This window comes from Muricauda sp. SCSIO 65647, from assembly GCF_021534965.1.
Classification (GTDB): Bacteria; Bacteroidota; Bacteroidia; order Flavobacteriales; family Flavobacteriaceae; genus Flagellimonas_A.
Genome location: NZ_CP091037.1, coordinates 1,034,132 through 1,054,470, shown reverse-complemented (window position 1 = coordinate 1,054,470; position 20,339 = coordinate 1,034,132). Strand labels below are relative to the sequence as shown.

At 42.0% G+C, this 20,339-nt stretch carries 14 protein-coding genes; all 14 read left to right on the top strand.

The window, feature by feature from the left end; translation table 11 throughout:
- Positions 1–282 precede the first annotated feature (282 nt).
- The 14 genes from L0P89_RS04685 (at position 283) to L0P89_RS04625 (ending at position 20,336) form a co-directional block, all read left to right on the top strand.
- Entirely contained in the window at positions 283–1,302 is a 1,020-nt protein-coding gene (locus L0P89_RS04685) for a LacI family DNA-binding transcriptional regulator (RefSeq protein WP_235267243.1), read from the top strand.
- Positions 1,303–1,349: 47 nt separating this feature from the next.
- Entirely contained in the window at positions 1,350–4,958 is a 3,609-nt protein-coding gene (locus L0P89_RS04680; protein ID WP_235267242.1) for a glycosyl hydrolase-related protein, read from the top strand.
- A 47-nt stretch (positions 4,959–5,005) separates the two neighbouring features.
- Positions 5,006–5,701, top strand: a complete 696-nt coding sequence (locus L0P89_RS04675; RefSeq protein ID WP_235267241.1) for an RraA family protein — start codon at positions 5,006–5,008, stop codon at positions 5,699–5,701.
- Positions 5,702–5,718: 17 nt separating this feature from the next.
- Positions 5,719–7,164: a sugar porter family MFS transporter gene (locus tag L0P89_RS04670; RefSeq protein WP_235267240.1), complete on the top strand. Its 1,446-nt coding sequence runs from the start codon at positions 5,719–5,721 to the stop codon at positions 7,162–7,164.
- Positions 7,161–7,604, top strand: coding sequence for a hypothetical protein (locus L0P89_RS04665; RefSeq protein WP_235267239.1), 444 nt, complete (start codon positions 7,161–7,163; stop codon positions 7,602–7,604). Before L0P89_RS04670 ends, L0P89_RS04665 begins: the two co-directional genes overlap by 4 nt.
- 6 nt (positions 7,605–7,610) lie before the next feature.
- Positions 7,611–8,411, top strand: a complete 801-nt coding sequence (locus L0P89_RS04660; protein ID WP_235267238.1) for an SDR family NAD(P)-dependent oxidoreductase — start codon at positions 7,611–7,613, stop codon at positions 8,409–8,411.
- A 9-nt stretch (positions 8,412–8,420) separates the two neighbouring features.
- Complete coding sequence (locus tag L0P89_RS04655; protein WP_235267237.1) at positions 8,421–9,572, top strand: ABC transporter substrate-binding protein; 1,152 nt, start codon at positions 8,421–8,423, stop codon at positions 9,570–9,572.
- A gap of 1 nt (position 9,573) precedes the next feature.
- Complete coding sequence (locus L0P89_RS04650) at positions 9,574–10,341, top strand: enoyl-CoA hydratase/isomerase family protein (protein WP_235267236.1); 768 nt, start codon at positions 9,574–9,576, stop codon at positions 10,339–10,341.
- A gap of 6 nt (positions 10,342–10,347) precedes the next feature.
- On the top strand, positions 10,348–11,412 hold the full coding sequence (locus L0P89_RS04645) for a lactonase family protein (RefSeq protein ID WP_235267235.1): 1,065 nt from the start codon (positions 10,348–10,350) through the stop codon (positions 11,410–11,412).
- A gap of 15 nt (positions 11,413–11,427) precedes the next feature.
- On the top strand, positions 11,428–12,639 hold the full coding sequence (locus tag L0P89_RS04640; protein ID WP_235267234.1) for a CaiB/BaiF CoA transferase family protein: 1,212 nt from the start codon (positions 11,428–11,430) through the stop codon (positions 12,637–12,639).
- The gene (locus L0P89_RS04635) at positions 12,636–13,700 is read left to right on the top strand and encodes a mannonate dehydratase (RefSeq protein WP_235267233.1); all 1,065 of its coding nucleotides are present in this window, start codon (positions 12,636–12,638) and stop codon (positions 13,698–13,700) included. The genes L0P89_RS04640 and L0P89_RS04635 overlap by 4 nt, the downstream gene beginning before the upstream one ends.
- A gap of 19 nt (positions 13,701–13,719) precedes the next feature.
- Positions 13,720–13,941, top strand: a complete 222-nt coding sequence (locus L0P89_RS17050; protein WP_409557562.1) for a hypothetical protein — start codon at positions 13,720–13,722, stop codon at positions 13,939–13,941.
- Between the two features lie 31 nt (positions 13,942–13,972).
- On the top strand, positions 13,973–17,407 hold the full coding sequence (locus L0P89_RS04630) for a glycoside hydrolase family 38 C-terminal domain-containing protein (protein WP_235267232.1): 3,435 nt from the start codon (positions 13,973–13,975) through the stop codon (positions 17,405–17,407).
- Positions 17,408–17,660: 253 nt separating this feature from the next.
- Positions 17,661–20,336, top strand: a complete 2,676-nt coding sequence (locus L0P89_RS04625; RefSeq protein WP_235267231.1) for a glycoside hydrolase family 3 protein — start codon at positions 17,661–17,663, stop codon at positions 20,334–20,336.
- The last annotated feature ends 3 nt before the right edge of the window (positions 20,337–20,339 follow it).

Here is a 20,339-nt window from a genome sequence, read left to right as displayed (position 1 = left end):
TGGACTGTTTAATCGCAAAACCAAAAGAATGCACACCATAAAACTACAGATTGAGGGGTTCTCAGGTGAAAACGTTAAATTTTCAAGAATTGTTTTTTTTCAAAGACACCTGATTTAATTCCCTATAATGGCAAAAACAAGATTCAAAGAATGGTCGTAAGGGAAAAAGATGTTCATTAAGCGAGAACTCTTTTAAATGAGGTTATATAAATTCTCAAATGCCTGCGTATTTCGAAATTATTTTCATAGATTTGTAATAATAACTAAATCGGTTTAGTTAAATTGAAAAAAATATTCCTCAAAGATATCGCCCACGAATTGAACCTCTCCAAGACCGCTGTGTCATTGGTGTTGAACAATAGGGGAGATGAGAATAAAATAAGCAAGAACACGCAAAAAAGAATTTTGGAATATGCCCAAAAACACAATTATCAACCAAATCAAATGGCGAGGGGGTTGAGTTTGGGCAAAAGTGAAACGATTGGCCTTATCGTACCGAATATATCAGATATTTTCTATGCCAAAATTGCCAGTCATATAGAGCACAAAGCCAAAGAGTTTGGCTATAATGTGGTCTTTAGTAGTTCCAATGAAGATGCCCAGACCGAACATGAGCTTATTTCCTCGATGTTGAACAGACAAGTAGATGGCCTGATTATCGCCTCTACGCAAAAGAACCACAATGAGATATTGAAATTAAAGAAGTCCAATTTTCCTTTTGTTTTGATCGATAGACATTACCCTGATATCGAAACCAATTATGTTATCGTTGATAATTTTGGGGGAAGCAAACAAATGACCCAGCATTTGGTTGACCAGGGCAGAACAGCTATTGGTTTGATCAGTATAAAAAGTGAACTGGATGCTATGCTGCAGAGAAAATTGGGGTATCAGGTAGCTATTACGGATAATGGAATGATCCCCGATTCAAAAACAATCAAAGAGTTAAACTTTTTTGATTACCAGACAGAAATGAAAAAAGCCATAAAAGCAATGGTGACCGGGGCAAAAAGTGTAGATGCCATTGTTTTTACCACGCATTATCTCGCAGCCTCTGGATTGAGGGAGCTAAGGTCTCTTGGAATAGATGTACCGAAAGAGGTCGCTATTATCAGTTTTGATGAACTGGGCGCTTTTGATTTGGTAGATCCACCAATTTCTGCAAGTCGGCAACCCGTGAAAGATATAGGCAATACTGCAGTAGAGATTTTGGTGAACCAAATGGAAGATAAAAATGGAAAGATTGACAATAATAGGGTATTGAAAACTGAACTCCTTATACGGAAGTCGTGTGGGGTTTAAAAATTTGCCAAATAACTAAACCGATTTAGTAAACAAAATAGAAACTTATGAAACAGGATCATCAACCATTGATCAAGGCATTTTGGAGCCTTTTATTTTTAGTGGGCATGCAGGTATATTCCAATGTTAACAACCCATTGCCACCATCAAAAAAAACAATGAACGTGCTCATGCACGAGGGCAATGGTAACGGGCATATTCAAGAATTGAATACTAATTATCGCTTGTTCAATATCGCAAAAAATGACATCGAGGGATATAAGGAAATGCTGTCTGGATCGGAGTTTTTTCTATATCCCTCCATACGGGAAGATATAGGAGTGTCAATGATCGCCCGGGCGACGACAGGTAAAATGGGGTTTGAATTCTTAACAGGTGAGGTGCCGGTCGACCATGACCAGAACACCGTGACCTTTTTTATGCTGAGCGATATAGACCTGAATTTTAGCGAATCGTTTGATATTTCTGTAAACGATAAACACGTATTGACCTTTAATTCCAATGAAGACGGAACATTGTCTGTCACCGACAATCCTGGAAACGGAAATGCAGAATATGTTTTGGTCAAAAGAGATGGTAATGGCGATGGATTGGGAGCCTTTCGCCTGACCGTGCCAACATCATCAATTGAAAAAGGAAAGAGCGCAAAAATTAGGTTTGTTGGGCACAAAAAGAACTCCAACTGCTGGGTGATGATTTTCAAGGCAACAGATGCCGTAGCGCGAATCAAAGAATCAGTGGCCAGTGAAGCGGCTTTCGTAATCAAGCAAAAAAATAACCTACTTTACGTAGACGCGCCCGCACATTTTTCCGGCAAAAAAGTGCATCTTATTAGCGATGGTAAAGAAAGCGGTCGTAAAACGCTTAGGAAACAGGGAGAACTTGCCAAGGCATCTTTTGCAATTGCCCCCCCAAAAAAGAGTTTTGCCATTGTTTATGATGGATCTGAAATAGCCCTTGAATTTGAAAAAGGGGACGGTACACTGTCCAAAACCGACATTGTCGGTAAATTTTTGTACCATCACCGTACCCATTTTTCCGACGGCTGGTTTGCTTCCTTGACCAAGCTCTATAAGCCTGAGTTTTACGAAACCTATGATAACTTTTTTGATAAGAAATACGATAATGGCTTGGTTTCCATTATGAATTCCAGCCATCAAGACATTGCATGGGTAGATCGACCAGAAGTATGCATTATTCTCAGGGATACCCTTTTGTTGAAACCAGTGTTAAACGATGCATTTATTAGGGATGATTACGGCTTCGATATCGAAGATGGGCTGATGCTTCGTGAATACCTGGAACGTCACCCAGAGTCACAAGAACGTTTGACCACCTTGCTCAATAAAAAACTCATATCGGTCGGGGCTACATATAATTGCCCATACGAGGATATGTACGATGCGGAAGATCAAGTACGTCAACTGTATTTGGGTAAAAAATGGGTAAAAAAGACCTTTGGGGGCTACGACTCCAAGGTGTATTGGAATGTAGACGTGCCCGGAAAATCTTTACAGACCCCTCAAATTTTGAAAAAAGCCGGGGTAGATTACATGATCATAAGCAGGCATGCGAAAAGCATGTTCCACTGGCAGAGTCCGGATGGAAGTTCAGTGTTCACCTATTCTCCCGGACATTATGGCAACGATTTGCTGTACCTGTCACGAGATCTGAACAACAAAATGAAATACGGTGCAGAACAAATACTGTTCTGGGAAGGGAATTTTGAAGAAAACAAAATACACACTCCTTTACTATCATCCCAAGATATGCTTCCGGCGATCGACTATTCTGATTTTATTGAAGCTTGGAACGCTTTTGATTCGTTGAAAGATGATGACCAAGTGGAAAAAAAGGTTTTTCTGCCCAATATGGAACTAATGACAGTAGATGAATTCATGCCTCTGGCAGAGAAAAACGCTACCAAAGTGGATACCATTATGGGAGAGCGCCCCAATGTATGGGTATATATTCATGGTCCCGGTCACCACGATGCACTTACCGCCAGTCGGGAAGCCTCAAAACTTTTACCGGCTGCTGAAAAATTCCTATCAATAGCAAACATTCTTGATCCCAAGAAAGTGCAATATCCATTTAAAGAATTTGATGAGGCCTGGCAAGCCAAGATATACCCCGATCACGGATGGGGCGGTCACGATGGTGATATTACCGATAATCTGTTCAAAGAGAATCTCGTGAAAGCTAGAACCATGGGAAAAAACCTGCTGAACAAAGGCATGAACTTCATTTCAAGTCGAATAAGTAAAAATGAGAAAGCCGGAATACCCATTGTGCTGTTCAATAGTCTTTCATGGAATAGAACCGATCCGGTTACCACCGAGGTCAGTTTTGCAAAAGGTGAAATACAGCATGTGCAAGTGGTTACTTCCGATAAGAAAAAAGTGCTTACGCAAAGCGCCAATGTAGTACGTTATGATGATGGAAGCCTAAAAAGCGCCGATATCACCTTTATTGCAAAAAATGTACCTTCTATCGGCTATGTTACCTACTATATAACGGACACTGAAAAGGTGCCAGATTCGAAAACCGCCAATGCGACCGCGTCCACGTACAACAATCCATTTTATAAAGTCAGTTTTGAAAAGGGGGGTATAGCGCAGATATTTGATAAGGAGATGAAAAAAGATTTATTCTTGACCGACAACTTCAAGGTGGGCGATGTCTTTACGCTTCAATCTGTTGGTAATGGCGCAGGTGAGTTCGGAGACGTGCAACAACCAAGTATGGTCGATTTTGACAAGGTAAGTCTGCATGACCCAGATTGGATAATTTTGGAAAATGGCCCGGTGTATACAACGTACAGATTAGAACAACAGATTTTGCATGCGATTGTAAGACAAGATGTTACGCTATACCATGATTTAAAACGTGTCTATTTTGACACTAGTTTACGCAATTGGTCAGGTGAGTTGTACAGAGAATTTAGAACGGCCTTTCCCATCAATATGAATAGGCCCGAAGTGGCCCATGAAGTTCCTTTTGGAAGCGTAAGGGTGGGCAAAGATGAAATTAAAACGGCGGGTGAGCGCTATACGCCACTTTGCAAAGATGTCCACCCTAGAGCTATTGTCGATTGGATTTCCGCCACAGATGATGAGATCTCTGTCACACTGAGCTCATCAGTTGCAGCTGCTGATTGGATAGACCCTACCGGACATCATGCAGATAAAGCCGTATTGCAAAATTTGCTATTGGCAAGTAGAACATCTTGCCATTGGGAAGGCAATGAGTATTCACAGGCGGGCAATCATGACTATCACAATGTACTCACCTCGAACAGGGCAGGCAGCATTGCAGGGCAAAAAGTGGCGAAACAGAAGAACGAGCCCTTGTATGTCATGTTCAATCCTGATACCTCGGTGAAATCATTTTTACCGGAAACCAAGAGTTTCTTTGCCATTGATTCAGAAGATGTAATGATATCGACAATAAAAAAAGCGGAAGATTCAGAAGATATTATTCTTCGCATGTATAATGTAAAAGACCAAGATAATACAGTAAATGTTTCCTCTCATTTTGATATTAGGTCCTATAAGCATACCAACATAATCGAAGAAGACCCAAAAATTGTTTCACCCCAATTAAAGGTGGGCAAATATGCCATTGAAACGTTTAGCCTCGAGGCCGAAAAATAGCCTAAAAAGAAGTGACTCAACTTGAAATTAACCCATAAAACTTCAAAATGAAAGGACTTTGGAAAGATGATAATGAACTTTATGAGATTGCAAAGCGTGAACTTTTTGTAGCTCTTGTAGGTGATGTTTTAGATAAAATGGGATACTTACATCAATTTCTTCCTCCCCATTTGAAGCCGTTGCACCACGACTTCGTGGTCATTGGTAGGGCCATGCCCGTATTGGAGGCCGATGTTTTTGAAGAGGTTGGCAAGGGTTCACATAATCCTCTTATGAAAAAGCCCTTTGGGATCATGTTTGAAGCTTTGGATAGTTTAAAGGAAGGCGAGGTATATATTTGCTCCGGATCTTCTCCCGAATATGCCCTATGGGGTGGTTTGATGAGTACGCGGGCCATGAAGTTGGGAGCTGCTGGAGCGGTTTTAAATGGTTGGTCAAGAGATACCAATGAAATTTTAAACTTAGGATTTCCCACATTTTCGTACGGTGGATATGCCCAGGACCAAGGCCCTCGCGGTAAGGTAATCGACTATAATGTACCCATAGAGATTGAAGGCGTAAGGATTACTCCAGGAGATGTGGTCTATGGTGACCGGGATGGTGTTCTTATTATACCAAAGAAGGCGGTTGATGAAGCATTTTCTGGGGCCATTGAAAAGGCCAGGGGAGAGCAACTGGTAAAAAAGGCCCTGCAAGAAGGCATGAGCGCTGTAGATGCTTTTGAAAAATTTGGGATCATGTAGTACTTCAATCATCGAGCATGAAAAACCAATCTTTTGCATATCTCCTGACCATAACCTTTGTGTCGACCCTTGGTGGTTTTCTTTTCGGCTATGACACGGCCATTATATCAGGCTGTAATTCCTTTTTGGAAGCCCATTATGATTTATCGTCCAGTATGTTGGGGTGGGTGGTCTCATCAGCCCTTTTGGGAACAATCTTTGGATGTATTGTTGCCGGAAAAGTTACGGATCGATATGGTCGAAAGAAAGCCTTGATACTGGCAGCTTCGTGCCTTACCCTATCTGCATTGGGGTCTATGTTACCCCCGCAATTCAACGGCAATCTCAATACCGCCTATTGGATTACCTCAAGCTTGGACACCTCATTTATAACGCTGATCGTTGTACGAATAATTGGTGGTATAGGGGTGGGTATTACCTCGGTTGTTGCACCGATTTATATTTCAGAACTAACGTTGCCTGAAAAAAGGGGTAAAATGGTTTCGCTCTACCAGTTGTCCATTACCCTTGGCATCTTACTTGCATTTTTGGTCGATTGGATAGTGCTGAGCCGAGCGGGTGAAGATGCGGGGATCATTACGGGAGAACAGGTTGGTTTTTGGAACTGGTTGTTTGTTGAGGAACTTTGGCGTGGAATGTTCGGTACCGAGATACCCATTGCCCTACTATTTTTATCGATGCTCTTTTTTGTTCCGGAAAGCCCACGATGGAACATGGTCAACGGAAAGAAAGAACAAGCATTCGCTACCTTGGTTAAAATCGGTGGGATAGAGCGGGCCAAAACCCAGTTGGAGGAAATGAAGAACGTTTCTTTGGCTCCGGCTAAAGGGATGAAAGAATTGTTCAAACCCTATTTGAGAAGACCCTTTTTAATAGGGGTTTTACTGCCCATGTTTTCCCATTTAAGCGGTATTGCCGCCATTATGTACTTTGCCCCTAACATCTTGAACGAGGCGATAAAAAGTGTGGAAAGCTCCTTTTTGGGGGCTGTATTGGTAGGATTGGTCAATTCGGTTTTCACCTTTGTAGCCATAATGAATATAGAACGTTATGGCAGAAGAAAACTATTGCTTGTCGGTGTTATCGGCGCTGCGCTGTCTTTGGCAGGTGTGGGTATACTGTTTGCCATAGGCTCTACCATGGTGCTCATTCCGTTGTTGTTATATGTAGCCTGTTTTGCTTTTTCCTATGGCCCCATTGTCTGGGTTATAATCAGTGAAATATTTCCAACTAGAATTAGGGGGCTTGCAGTCAGCATCGGTAGTTTTTCATTAATGGTGACAGGCTTTTTCATCACCCTTACCAACCCTATATTCATTCAACACATCAAGCCTTCAGGAACTTTTTTCCTGTATGCGGTCTTGACACTCCCAGCGATTTGGTTCATATGGAAGTTTGTTCCAGAAACAAAGGGAAAGACCTTGGAAGAGATAGAAATGACATGGAAGAAAAATCAGAAATGACCAAAAGAGAAAACTTGATAGAAAAATTTCAGATCAAAGCAAATGGATACCACCCCTTTTTGATTAGGGATGGGTGGCAAGTGGCCCAGTTGAACTACATGCCAGAACAAGAAATTGAAAATATAACCAGATTGGATGTTCACCGTTTAACGGATGAGGTTTTCATCTTGTTAAAAGGGCATGCCGTGTTGATCGCAGCTGAAATCACTGAAAGCGGAATACGTTTTCAAATACAGCTAATGGAGCCCAATATTACCTATAACATCCCAGTTGGTACTTGGCACAATATTGCCATGTGTGAAGGTTGTGAGGTCATCTTGGTGGAAAAATCGAATACCCATATTTCTGATTTTGAACACTACGAACTCAACCATGAACAACAAGAAGAATTAAAACATAAGGTGAGCACTATTTTGAACAATGTGCAAAGCTTAAAATAGAAGTCGATGAAAAAGATAGATCTAAAAGGAAAAAAAGCACTGGTTACGGGAGGTAGCCAAGGTATTGGGGCTGAAATCTGTAACCAATTGGCGACATGTGGTGCAGACGTATTTATAAATTATAACAATAGTAGTGACAAAGCGGAAGCGCTCGCAAAAAAAATCAAAGAAACCTATGGCACGAAAGCAGCTTGCTTTAAAGCTGATGTTTCCAAGGCCAAAGAGGTAGAAGCCATGTTTCTTCAAATGGATAAGGAAATCGGCACTGTCGATATCCTAGTCAACAATGCGGGTTGTGAGAGCGTTGTGCACGTTCTGGACATGGAAGAAACAACCTGGGACAGAATAATGGACGTCAATTTAAAAGGTCCCTTTTTATGTTCTCAGTATGCGGCCAAAAGAATGGAATCAAAAAGTGGTGGTGTCATCATTAATATCTCTTCGATCCATGATGTGGTTCCACGAAAAGGACTGATTCACTATTGTTCCGCCAAGGCAGGGTTAAAGATGTTCTCTAAATGTCTCTCACTTGAATTGGCAGAGAAGAACATTAGGGTCGTCTCCATAGCCCCTGGGGCCATAGAGACAAATATGAACAAGAAAGAGATAGCCAATTTTGGCAAGGATAAATTTGAACGATGGATTCCTCAAGGAAGAATCGGAAATGTCTCAGATGTGGCCAACACGGTTGCGTTTATGGCAAGCGACCTTGCAGATTACATAAATGGTGCTGATATCTACATTGATGGGGCGTATATGAACCATACCATTCAATATGATCCCAGGCCCGCCCGAAAGAAAAACTAGTCCATACCCATGTCAAACACTATTATTTTAAGGGGTATTGCATGGGACCATCCTAGGGGATATGAACCGCTAAGAGCTACATCCTTAGCGTTTGCGAAAAAACAAGGTAACGTACATATTGAATGGGATGTTCGCTCATTAAAAGAGTTTGGCGATATGCCCATTGAGAATTTGATTGAACACTATGACTTGATAACCATAGACCATCCCTACATGGGGCAGGCCTTTGCCAATAAACTATTGTTACCGCTTGAAGAAATGATCTCTGATACTTTTTTAGAGGCACTTTCTGAACAATCGGTCGGACCAAGTTTCGGTTCATATGACTACAAGAATCATATATATGCTTTGCCAATTGACGCTGCTGCGTTGGTCGCTGCATCAAGAAATGATCTAATGGAAAAGTATCAACTCGTTTTTCCAAAAACACGTCAACAGTTGTTGGGCTTTTACCAATTGATTCCCAAAGATCATTCGGTAGCATGGCCTTTGTGCCCGACCGACCTCTGGTGTACATTTTTAACGCTATGTGCCCAAGATGCCGGTAATGATTTTATTAAAGATAGAAGTATTGATGAAAAAGTAGGCATCGCCGTTCTGAATGAGTTGAAGTACCATTTGGGTCATTTACATCCCCAATCCCTACAGTGGAACCCAATTCAGATTTTAGATAGAATGGCCAATGAAGATTCAATTGTCTACTCGCCATTTTTATTTGGTTATACCAACTATTCTAGAGAAGGATACGCAAAGAATAAGGTCAATTTCAGCAATAGTCCCATAAATCCGGCAACAGATGTATCCACTATATTGGGAGGGGTAGGTCTGGCAGTTTCTTCTAATAGCATACATAAGGAATTGGCCGTGGCCTACGCCATATTTACGGCCAAAGCGGAAACACAAAAAGGAATTTATACCCAAAATGGTGGTCAGCCGGGCAATCTGATGGCATGGTTGTCAGAAACCAATAATGGGTTGTGCGATAATTTCTTTGCCCATACCATGAGAACCATGCAAAGAGCCTATGTGCGTCCAAGGCATGCCGGTTGGAATGAGTTTCAAGAGCAGGGAGCAGATTTGTTGCATAACGGTCTTTTAAAAGACCTTTCTTCAGACCAAATGATAAAAGGTCTAAATCAGTTGTACAAAAACATGGCTTGAGATGAAAAAAAAGTACAGGAACATCACCGTAAACATCGCAGATAAAATAGGCATGCTAAATTTTAACCGGCCTGAACAGCTGAATGCGATGAACCAAGAAATGATGAATGAAATCATCGATGCCATTAAAACCATTAATGCGAACGAAGAGGTTTTGGTGGCAATTGTTCAAGGAGAGGGACGTGCCTTTATGGCCGGCGCCGATATCAAGGAATACGGCAACCAATCCCCCGAAGAGTTTAGGTCATTTCAAGAAAGAGGACTAGAATTGTATTCAGCCATAGAAAATGCTCCAAAACCATGGATAGCCGCAGTGAACGGTTTTGCCTTGGGCGGAGGGTTCGAAATCGCATTGGCATGTGATATCATTCTTGCCTCAGAAGCCGCAAAGATGGGGTTGCCAGAGGTGTTTTTAAGCCTTGTCCCGGGCGGTGGCGGCACCCAGCGCCTAATACAGAAAATAGGCATAAATAGAGCAAAAGAGGTATTGTTTACCGGGGGGCAGTACCCGGCGAAGGTTTTTCATGCATGGGGAATCGTTAACCATGTGTACCCAGAAGAAGCGTTCAAAGCTGAAGTGAAGCATTTTGCGCAAAAGTTGACCAGAAGATCGCCAGAAGCCATCAAACAACTGAAGAAATTGGCTCAATTGAGCCTTTCATCCATTCCTTTTGAACAGAAAATTGAAGAGGAAGGCAAGGCTGTGACAGCACTTTTCTTTGGTGACGAGGCAAAGAAGGCCATTCAAGATTTTATTGACAAATCATAACCCACCATGATGTTGACGTTTTTTATGGGCAGTTACACAGAGTACCTTTTACCTGATTTTGGTGGCACCGGACTGGGTATATATACGGTACAAATGAACACCGAAACAGGTGGGCTGAAGGCCTTGTATTCCATAGAAGCAAGAAACCCGAGTTATCTGGCCCTATCAGATGATGGTCGAATGTTGTATTGTAATACAGAACTTGCCGAAGACGAAAATCCCGTAGTAAAGGCGTTTATGATAAACAAAGACTTTTCATTGCAATTTGTAAATGAACAGGTCATTCCAGGGGGTTATCCCTGTCATATCAAAACGTATACAAATAATGCTTTGGTTGCCTGTTATGCCACGGGAAATGTGCTTCAATTTCCTTTAGATCCAGCCGGAAAAGTAATGCCCCTTAAAAATGAGCACCATCATTCAGGAAGCAGCATTAATAAGGTCAGGCAAGAAGCACCCCATCCGCATCAGATTGCCATTCATCCCAATCAAAAAGACATTTTTGTCTGTGACCTTGGTATTGATACGATAAAGACCTATCGTTTTGAAGGAGACATGCTGATGGCAGACGCATCAAAAGATACAAAGGTCAGTTCTGGGGGTGGTCCTAGGCATATGGTTTTTGACCCCAACGGAACTTTGGCTTATGTGCTCAACGAACTCTCTGGTGAGGTTTCGGTGCTGGAAAAGGGAGAGGGGCATTTCAAACAAATAGGGAGCTATAGTTCATTGCCTGAAGACTATTCAGAAGTACCCAGTGGTTCGGCCATACGAATTCTTCCAAATGGTAAGTTTCTATATGCTGCCAACAGAAAAGTGGAAGCCATCACCATTTTTAAGATTATCGATCGAGAATTACAGCTTGTCGATATACAATATACCGGTGGAGCGGAGCTACGGGAATTTAATATTACCCCAAATGGGGAATGGTTAATTGCCTGTCACCAAAACTCGCATGATACAGTGGTTTATAAAGTTCAAGAGAACGGTAAACTGGAAGAACGCTACCGAACCAAAGAATTTCTATCTCCGGTTTGCATTGTGTTTCCCGATAATGACGTTACGAAATGACAAAAAGCTAAATCGATGCAAAAGAAAGACCAAACAAAAGATGGGCCGTTGAGCGGATTGGTAGTAGCTGACTTTACCCAGTTGGCCCAAGGGCCATGGGCTACGCAAATGTTGGGCGATATGGGGGCCGATATCATCAAGATCGAACCGGTAAAAGGGGATTGGATGCGACATTACTCTTACGGTAATCTATATCCCGAAGGTGAGAGCATTTCATTTGTTAGTTTCAATAGAAATAAACGAAGCATTGCACTTAACCTTAAAGATTCCATAGAAAATGAAATTGCACGAAATATTATTGCCAAGGCCGACATCTTGGTCGAGAATTTTAGGCCAGGGGTAATGGAGCGATTGGGGCTTGGGTATGAAGACATGAAAAAGCTAAATCCGGTTTTGGTGTATTGCTCTAGTTCGGGCTATGGTTCTTCTGGCCCCTATTTACATCGCCCAGGGCAGGATTTATTGGCCCAGTCTATGGGTGGAGGGGCGGCACTTAATGGCAAGAAGGGAGAAATGCCCGTGGTCACTGCCGTGGGCCAGGCAGATTTGTTGACCAGTTTATTCATCAATCAATCGGTTCTAGCGGCTCTTTATCATCGTGAGAAGACAGGTGAGGGCCAAAAAATAGAGGCCAATCTGTTGAATTCAGTTGTAGGATTTCATATTCAGGAAATCACGGCGTATCTGCATAAAGGAGGGAATCCTGAACGAAGCGAAAGCGGTATTCCCAATCCATGGCTTGGGGCTCCATACGGACTCTACAATACCAAAGATGGTTATATCGCCATCGGAATGAACTCAGTGCAAAAATTAGCTCAGGTCGTGGGTCTTGAACAATACAATTCCGATGCATTTGCTTCAAACAACATTATGGAGGATAGGGATGGGATTCGCCTCAATTTCAACGCTGTTTTTATGACCAGAAACTCAGAAGAATGGCTTCAAACCTTATTGGAACATGATATTTGGTGCTCTCAGGTAAACACATTTGACGAAATGGTCGTTGACCCGCAAATAGAACATAATGAAATGATCATCGAACTTGATCATCCGACCATAGGCAAGGTGAAAACTACCGGTTTTCCCGTATGGTTCAGTGAAACGCCACAAAAAGTCTACAGATCCGCACCCTTGCTCAACGAAAATGCCAAGGAGATACTACTGGAGTTTTGTGATTTTTCTGAGGATGAGATAAATACGTTAACAATGAAGAAAAAGAAATCATGAAGTTAGGATTTGGTTTGTACAAACATATGCTCAATGCATCACATTACAATTTTGCAAAACAATGTGGTGCTACCCATGTGATCATTCATCTAGTAGATTATTTTGGGCATAGCAGAAACAATGTAGACCAACCCATAGGGGGCAAAACAGGTTGGGGCAAAGCTGGCAACCCCGATGAAGTCTGGTCTTATGACGAGTTGTTGACCATTAAAAATGAGATCAACGCCCATGGTTTGAAACTTGAGGCCATTGAAAATTTTGATCCTGCACATTGGTATGATGTATTGTTGGATGGGCCTAAGAAAGAACAGCAAATGAATAAGCTTAAACAGCTGATACACAATGTGGGGAAAGTAGGAATCCCGATTTTTGGCTACAACTTTTCGTTGGCAGGAGTGTCATCAAGATACCAAGGGCCTTTGGCACGTGGGAAAGCAATTTCTGTTGGCATGAACGGTATGGATGACACACCGATTCCTAATGGAATGGTCTGGAACATGGTCTACGATGAAAATGCCGGTGAAGGTACGCTGCCAAAAATTGACCATGATGAGTTATGGGATCGGTTGCGGTATTTTTTAGACGGGATTTTACCCGTTGCCGAAGAAGCTGGGGTTACCATGGCCGCACATCCTGACGACCCTCCCGTGCCCTACTTGCGAAATACCCCTAGATTGGTGTACCAACCCCATATGTATCAAAAGTTGATCGATATGAATGCAAGTCCGGCAAACCAATTGGAGTTTTGTTTGGGATCCATTGCTGAAATGACCGAGGGCAATGTGTACGATGCCACCGAAACGTATAGCAAACAGGGCAGAATTGGTTACGTCCATTTTAGAAACGTCAAGGGCAAGGTGCCCAATTATCATGAGGTTTTTGTCGACGAAGGAGACATTGACATGTTTCGAATCTTGAAAATCCTCAAAAAAAACGATTTTGACGGTGTTCTAATTCCTGACCACACTCCGCAAATGACCTGCGATGCACCTTGGTATGCTGGCATGGCTTATGCCATGGGGTATATGAAGTCGGCACTTTCACTCTTGGAAAAAGAATAGGCAATCCAATAATTTCATTTTGAAGAATAATGTCACATTTCTCGCCCATATTGCTGCCCCGGTCATTTGCTTGGGCACCACCTTTATAGAACAAATGACCCCGTGGTTTTTTGCGATGTGCTTAATTCCGGCAATTAATATCATCGTAAAAATGTTGCCTGAAACCAAGGGCAAGACCTTGGAAGAAAAAGGAATAGGAAGGTGTCAATGTGAATTGGCCCCATTGTTTTTGTATACATGAATTTAGTTTGAAACATTTAGAAAATTTAGAAATGGAAACTTCTCCCCCAATCAAAAAACTTAAAGCACCCACCTTGTTCTGGTATTTTCTGATCCTGTTGTTTGTTTCGAAAACTCATGCCCAAGACAATTATTTCGCGGGGTACAAGGCTTCGATTTCCGGTGCTAATTTTGCATATCATTCCCCCTTTTCGCATCTAGATCAATCCCTTCTGACAAGGGCAAAATCAAATTTCGAGCCGATTGAATGGCAAACCGAGGTAATACCAAATTCATATACGAAGAAAACGGCATCCTTTATTTGGGGCTATGGTATTGGCGCCAAATCCCCCAGTCAACAATTTGACCTCTATGTAAATGGCAAAAAGGTCATGACCTTTTCATCACCCAATAATGGTGAAGCCATGCGAACGCTAAAGGGAAAAGACGGTATTGTGCTACAATTCAACCGCTCCATGGTTGATATGAATCTTGATGAAATGGGTACAGCGGTACTTACCGTTCCTGACACCTATTTTACTAAGGGTAAGGCGGTAGTCTTGAAAGTAGACGGTGTTGATAATGATAGTAACGAATGGTTTATGACGTTCAAGCGTGAGCTAAATGAGAAAGTCAAAACACAGCAGTCGAAAATAGTTGTAAAGAAAGATGGTGCGCTTTTTCATAGCATACGGTTTGAATTGATGCACCTAAAAAAACCAACTACTGTGAGTGTTTCTACACCCAACAAGAAAAAGAAATTCAATATCAACACTGGTTTTAATGAGTTTGATTTTTTGGTTCCGGCGGTACGGTCACCTACGAAAATGGACGTGCAGTTTGAAATAAATGGAGAAAAGAGACAGCTCAGCTTTATGGTCGAACCGGTAAGGGAGTGGACCATCCACTTGGTACAGCACTCGCATACCGATATCGGATATACAAGGTCCCAGACCGAAATTTTGGCAGAACACTTACGTTTTATCGACACCGCTTTGGACTATTGTGATCAAACCGATGATTATCCTAATGAAGCCAAGTTCCGATGGACCTGCGAGGCTGCATGGACGGTTCGTGAATACCTGAAAAATCGTCCAAAAAGTCAAATAGATAGGTTGTTGCAACGCATAAAAGAAGGGCGTATTGAAGTGACAGGTATGTTCTTTAACTTTTCAGAAATTGTTGATGAGACGGCCCTGGCCATGCAAACACAGGCCTTAAAACATTTCAAGGAAAAAGGAATTGATGTCACGACCGCTATGCAGAATGACGTCAATGGTATTGGTTGGGCCATGATTGATCTTTACAATAATACAGGTATAAAATACCTTACTATGGGGCAACACGGTCATCGCGCCCATGTTCCCTTTGATAAACCCACATCCTTTTGGTGGGAATCCAATTCTGGAAACCGACTTTTGGCGTACAGAAGTGAGCACTACGCACACGGTAATGCGTTGAGCTTGACCAATGGAAAAATGGATCAATTTCGAGCTAACCTATCAAGTTATCTCATCAATTTAGAAGCCAAAGGCTATCCGTACAATAGAACGGCATTTCAATTTTCAGGCTACTTGACCGACAACTCACCTCCATCTACGATAGCATGTGATATTGTGAAAGAGTGGAACGAAAAATATGAATGGCCCAAATTGAAGCTTTCTTTGGATAGTGAGTTTATGGTATACATTGAACAGCACCAAGCCGAATACCTTCCCGTAAAAAAAGAGGCTTGGCCAGATTGGTGGACCGATGGTTTTGGGTCAGCTTTCAGAGAAACAAAAACGGCAAGAACCGCTCATTCTCAAATGATTGGCAATATGGGGCTATTGTCGATGTCTTATCTCATGGGGTCAGAACTTCCTACGACCATTAACAACGAAATTGAAAGGGCCTATGATGAATTGTTGTTTTATGATGAGCATACATTTGGCGCTGCAGAAAGTGTCACGGATCCACTGGGTGAAAATTCCACGGTTCAATGGGGACAAAAATCTGCATATGCGTGGACAGCTTACAAAGAGTCAAGTTTAATTCGAGAAAAGGCACTAGGGATACTGCAACAGCATATTCCGAAAGGAGAATATCCAACAGTGGCTGTATTCAACACGCTAAATTGGAAGCGTTCGGGGCCGGTCAATGTGTACATTGATCACGAATTGCTGCCATTGGATAAAGATTACAAGATAGTTGACGAGAACGGGCACGCCATTCAAGTACAACGTATATCAAGCAGACCTGATGGCAGTACTTATAAACTGTGGGCCATTGATGTGCCACCAATGGGTTATGCCACCTTTCGTATTGTTCTTGAAGATAGGAAAGGGGAGAAGGTTAATGTAACGAATCATCAGGATAATTCCATACTTGAAAATCAGTACTATCGTTTAAAAATAGATAGGGCTAAGGGAGTGATTACAGGTATTTTTGACAAAGAGCTGGGCAAAGAATTGGTAGATACAAATAGCACGGCCAAACTGGGCGAATTTATCTATGAAGAGCCTGAAGATCGAAAATCTATGGAGCGTCTTACCAATACCAGCAGAGATACGGTGTATGTTCCTATCAAAAGAAAAGTTAGCGGTCTGACTGATATTACCGTTTCTGACATCAAGAAAAACGCCTTGTGGAAAAGTGTTGCCGTGAATGGTAAAATTGATGGATGCGCAGACGAAAGAGGTGTAAATCTAGAAATCAGGCTCTACCATACCGCAAAAAAAATAGAGCTTTCCTATAGCATGGTGAAGCTGCCAGTGATTTCACCTGAAGGGGTTTATATCGCTTTTCCTTTTGGTATGAACGATAATGATGAGTTGGCATTTGATGTGCAGGGAGGTGTGGTCAATCCTGGAGCCAATCAATTGGAAGGTACTTCGGCAGATTGGAATGTGATTCAAAACTTTGCCGCAGTACAAAATGATAATGCCCAAATTGTATTTAGTAGTAATGATGTTCCCTTGGTGCATTTTGGTGACATTAATACAGGTAGGTTTTATTACAAGCGCAAGCCCAAAAATTCGCACATTTATTCTTGGGTTTTAAATAATTATTGGGCAACAAATTTTAAAGCCAGTCAAGATGGTGAAATGAAATGGAGTTATTTCTTGACCTCGTCATCAAATGCCTCAAACACCTTTGCCACGAAATTTGGATGGAACCAGAGAGTGGGAATGGCCGGGCGTTTGGTTCCATCGGACAAGGATTCAAAAATTGAAAAAATACCAAGTAGGTCGATATTGAGTCTTGATGTACCTAATTTGTTGCTGGTAAATGCAAGACCAACAGCTTCCAATGACGGGGTGATATTGCACCTTCGTGAAATAGAAGGAGACCACGCCATTTTAGACATTGATAAATTGATGGACCAAACCGGAGCTAAAGAAGTCTATGAAGTAAATGTTCTTGGCGAGAAACTTAATCGGTTAAGTGAACCGACCTTGATCAAACACTTTGAAACGCGTTTCATTCTGTTATCACGATCTTTGTAGTTCAAATATAAAAACAATATGTACAGACATATGAACATATAATACATTCATCTTATTTTTAGAGTCATTTTCACCTCATAAGCGAAACCAATTGGAATTTTTCACCCGTTTACCACTTACGTTTACAGCAAAATTTCGTTAGATTCATTTCCATTGATTCAAAAAATGTGATGGTTACTACGATTGAAAAAGTGGGGGATTCGGAAGAGTTTATGACCAGAATGCACAATGTAAAAGATGGAGAACAAATAAAATGGTACGATTGAAGATTATAAGAGCGTTTATTCTTGGAGCTGTTATCACAACTCTTTCATGTAGTAATGAAGATAGGTTCATCTATAAAAATGCCAATGCGCCCGTTGAAGATCGGGTTAACGACTTATTGTCCCGAATGACCATTGAAGAAAAATTCGGTCAATTGTTTATGGTGCCCTGTGATTTGTCAGAAGGATTGGGCAAATATAGGGCGGGTATCTTTGGCTTTCAGCTGAACACCTCCTCCTCAGACACCCAGCAAATATTGAATTATGCCGCAGGCGGTGAAGCCGAACAAACCGCCGAACTTGCCAATGCCATTCAAAAGTATTTTGTGGAAGAAACCCGCCTGGGCATTCCGATTATTCCTTTTGACGAGGCACTGCACGGATTGGTAAGAAAAGGCGCAACCGTCTACCCGCAAGCTATTGGATTGGCGGCAACCTGGGACACCACCCTGGTAAAAGAGGTTGCCCATTCCATAGCCATGGAAACAAAAACAAGGGGTATCCGACAAATATTATCCCCTGTGCTTAACATTGCCAGGGACGTTCGTTGGGGAAGAACAGAAGAAACCTACGGGGAAGATCCGTTTCTCACCACACACATGGGAGTATCATTTATTTCTGAGTTTGAAAAGCTGGGCGTAATTACCACGCCCAAGCACTTTGTGGCCAATGTTGGTGCCGGAGGAAGGGATAGCTACCCAATTCATTATAACGAGAGGCTCTTGGAAGAAGTGTATTTCCCTGCATATAAGGCTGCTTTCCGAAAAGCAAACGCATGGTCTGTAATGACATCTTACAACTCCTTGGATGGTAGACCGTGTACGGCCAACGATTGGTTGCTCAACCAGAAATTAAAAAGGGAATGGGGATTTGATGGTTTTGTAATTTCCGATGCCAATGCGGTTGGCATCATCAATCTCATCCATTTCACCTCTGAAGACTATGCCGACGCCGGAAAACAATCCATAGAAAATGGTCTGGACGTCATATTTGAGGTAGACTACGATGTATATAAACAACATTACTATCCTGCATTTGAACGAGGTGAAATAGATGAAGAAAAACTAAACGATGCGGTACGAAGGGTACTCATCGCAAAATTTAAACTGGGTTTATTCGAAAATCCTTATGTCGACATTAAGGAAGCAAAAAAATGGAACGGCGCCGAAGAACATCTCCAACTTGCAAAAAAAGCAGCGCAGAAATCTATTGTACTTCTAAAAAACGAGGATAAAATCTTGCCCATTGACAAAACGATAAAATCTATTGCCGTAGTCGGTGTAGATGCCACCGAGGCGCGTTTGGGAGGCTATTCGGGACCTGGAAATAAAAAGGTGACCATTTTGGAAGGTATAAAGAACAAGTTGGGTGCCACAACTAAGATAAACTACGCCCCGGGTTGTGGCAGAGTGTCAGAAGAATTCATGGCGATTCCGACGGCCAATCTTTTTTGCTACGAGGGAGGCAAAAAAGTGCCCGGATTAAAAGGGGAGTATTTCAATAATATCAAGCTTGAAGGGAAACCTGTGCTCACGAGAATCGACCCTAAAATCGATTTTAGGTGGACACTTTTTTCGCCTGAAGATAAAACCATTAACTACGATTGGTACTCTGCGAGGTGGACGGGAAAACTGGTATCACCGAAAACGGGTATGATCAATATAGGCATAAAGGGTGACGATGGCTATCGTTTGTACATCGATAACAAGTTGGTCATTGACAATTGGAAAAAGCAAACATTTCAACAATTGACAAAAGCATATCAATTTGAAAAAGACAAAGTGTACGATATAAAGGTGGAGTTTTATGAATCGGTCGGAAATGTATGGTTCAAACTATTGTGGGATGCTGAGGTTGAAAGTACTTGGAAAAACGAAATCAAAGAGGCGGTGGATGCCGTCAAAAAAAGTGATATGGCCATAGTGGTCGTGGGAATAGACGAAGGAGAATTTCAAGATAGGTCCTCCCTTTCCTTACCAGGACATCAGAAAGAACTGATACATCAGATTGCAACAACCGGAAAGCCCATAACAGTGGTTTTGGTTGGAGGCAGCGCAATCACCATGGGCAACTGGATCAACAAGGTTTCTTCAATTATTGATATCTGGTACCCAGGGGAAGAAGGTGGAAATGCAGTGGCCGATGTGCTGTTTGGTGATTATAACCCTGCAGGGAGATTGCCCATTACATTTCCAATGCACGAAGCCCAACTACCGCTGTACTACAATCACAAACCAACAGGAAGAGGTGATGACTATAGAGATCTTAGCGGAAAACCACTTTTTCCATTTGGGTATGGATTAAGCTATTCTACTTTTGAATATAGTGACCTTGTGGTAGATATAAAAGAAATCAATAAAGAAGGAATCGCTACCTATAGATTCAAAGTGACCAACACCGGTGAGCATGATGGTGACGAAGTAGTGCAACTGTACATCAGGGACTTGATCGCCTCAGTAACCCGACCCGTAATGGAGCTAAAAGGTTTTCAGCGTATTCATCTCAAGAAAAACGAAACCAAAGAGGTGGCGTTTAGCATCACACCGGAAATGTTGACCATGCTTGATGAAAACATGAACGAGGTAGTTGAATCCGGTGAGTTCAGAATTATGATAGGTTCTGCTTCAAATGATATTCGCTTAAGGGATATTTTGACGGTAAAATAGCAT